This is a genomic window from Mesorhizobium sp. M7A.F.Ca.CA.002.05.1.1, from assembly GCF_003998335.1.
Taxonomy (GTDB): domain Bacteria; phylum Pseudomonadota; class Alphaproteobacteria; order Rhizobiales; family Rhizobiaceae; genus Mesorhizobium.
This window is the reverse complement of sequence record NZ_RZQI01001005.1, coordinates 1-2,047: the sequence shown is the minus strand read 5'-3', so window position 1 is coordinate 2,047 and position 2,047 is coordinate 1. Positions and strand designations below refer to the sequence as shown.

3 protein-coding genes are annotated in these 2,047 nt (G+C 63.1%); all 3 read left to right on the top strand.

Translation table 11 applies throughout. The features are described from left to right. Positions 1-759: ABC transporter permease (locus tag EN939_RS31745; RefSeq protein ID WP_164751399.1), on the top strand; the 759-nt coding region annotated here is incomplete at its 5' end. A gap of 2 nt (positions 760-761) precedes the next feature. Next, positions 762-1,529 (top strand): ATP-binding cassette domain-containing protein, encoded by a 768-nt coding sequence (locus EN939_RS31740; RefSeq protein ID WP_023810655.1) that lies wholly within the window; start codon positions 762-764, stop codon positions 1,527-1,529. A 111-nt stretch (positions 1,530-1,640) separates the two neighbouring features. Then, positions 1,641-2,047: Gfo/Idh/MocA family oxidoreductase (locus tag EN939_RS31735; protein WP_164751398.1), on the top strand; the 407-nt coding region annotated here is incomplete at its 3' end.

Here is a 2,047-nt window from a genome sequence, read left to right as displayed (position 1 = left end):
GCCATGAGCTTCGCTCAGGTGGCGACGGTCAACGGCAACCCCAATCCCAAGGCGATGTTCCTGGCGCAGGGCTGGACGGACCTGCCTGTCATCGTGCCGCTGCTGGTGGCGATCGCCTGCGGCCTGTTTGCCGGCCTCGTCAATGGCGCGCTGATCGCCTACACGCGCATTCCGCCGTTCATCGCCACGCTCGGCATGATGGTGACCGCGCGCGGCATCGCCAAATGGTGGTCCAAGGGCCAGCCGATCTCGTTTCCCACCGAGAGTTTCGCCGGCATCGGCAAAGGCCTGATGCCCGTCGTCATCTTCCTGTCGCTGGCCATCCTGTTCCAGCTGATCATGACCTACACCAGGTACGGCAAGCACTGTTACGCGATCGGCTCCAACGAGGATGCCGCGCGCATGTCCGGCATCAAGATCGCCAACCACAAGATCCTGGTCTACGTCATCGCCGGCATTCTCGCCGCGCTCGCCGCCGTGGTGCTGAGCTCCAAGAACCTGACCGCGCAGTCCGGCATGGGCGTGATGTACGAACTCGACGCCATCGCCATGGCGGTCATCGGCGGCGTCTCCCTGTCGGGCGGCCGCGGCTCGATCATCGGCACGGTGATCGGCTCGCTGATCTTCGGCGTCATCATCTCCGGCTTCACCTTCCTGCGCCTCGACGCCTACTACCAGGAGATGGTCAAGGGTGTGATCATCGTCGGTGCGGTGGTTCTCGACCAGTGGCGCCAACGCCTGCGGGCAATGAGGGCATGACCATGTCAGACATCGTCCTGAAGACTGAAAACCTGACCAAGCGCTATGGCGGCGTGCACGCGCTGGAAGGGGCGAATTTCGAACTGCGCAAGGGCGAGCATGTCGCCATCATGGGCGACAACGGCGCCGGCAAGTCGACCTTCGTGCGCCAGATCACCGGTGTCGAGCAGCGCACCAGCGGCCAGATCTGGTTCGACGGCAAGGAAGTGAATTTTGCCGGGCCGATCGAGGCTCGCACGGCGGGCATCGAGACCGTGTTCCAGAACCTGGCGCTGGCCGACGATCTCGACGTGCCTTCGAACCTGTTCCTCGGCCGCGAGAAGGTTTTGTTCAACCTCGGCCCGTTCTCGATCCTCGACCGCAAATACATGCGCAAGGCGACCGAGGCGGCGCTCGTCCGCACGGCGGTGAAGATCCCCAATCTGTCCAACACCATCCGCCACATGTCAGGCGGCCAGCGCCAGTGCGTGGCGATCGCCCGCACCGCGACCTTCGCCTCCAAGCTGATCATCATGGACGAGCCAACGGCTGCCCTTGGCGTGCAGGAGACCGCGCAGGTCGAAAACATCGTCCGTACGCTCAAGGACAATGGCGAGCCGCTGATCCTGATCAGCCACAATATGCGCCAGGTGTTCGATCTCTGCGACCGTATCGTCGTGTTCCGGCGCGGCCGCATCGTCGCCAATCTGCGCAAGGAGAACACCGACGGAAACGATATCGTCTCCTACATCACCGGCGCCAAGACCGGGGAGGCGGAACTCGCGGCCTAAACAGGATGGTCATCCTGTTTTCTGGCGCGCTCGAAAAATAGACTTGCCACCTTCCCCCAAAAGGAAGGTGCGGACACAACTCTCTCTAACCCATCCCCCAGAGGAAATATCATGACCGTTCGCTTCGCTCTCCTCGGTGCCGGCCGCATCGGCAAGGTCCATGCCCGCGCCGTCGGCTCCAATCCGCAGGCCAAACTGGTTGCCGTCGCCGATGCGTTCGAGAAGGCCGCCAAAGAGCTGGCGAGCGCCTATGGCGCCGAGGTGCGCAGCATCGAGGATATCGAGAAAGCCGGTGATATCGACGCCGTCGTCATCTGCACGCCGACCGACACCCATGCCGATCTGATCGAGCGCTTCGCCAAGGCCGGCAAGGCGATCTTCTGCGAGAAGCCGATCGACCTCAACGTCAAGCGCGTCGAGAAGTGCCTGGCCGTGGTCGAGAAGACCAAGGCGACGCTGATGGTCGGCTTCAACCGCCGCTTCGATCCGCACTTCGCCGCCGTGCGCAAGGCAATCGA

Coding starts and splice junctions, on each gene's coding strand:
- EN939_RS31740 (WP_023810655.1), top strand. CDS start 762: ATGTCAGACATCGTCCTGAAGACTGAAAACCTGACCAAGCGCTATGGC.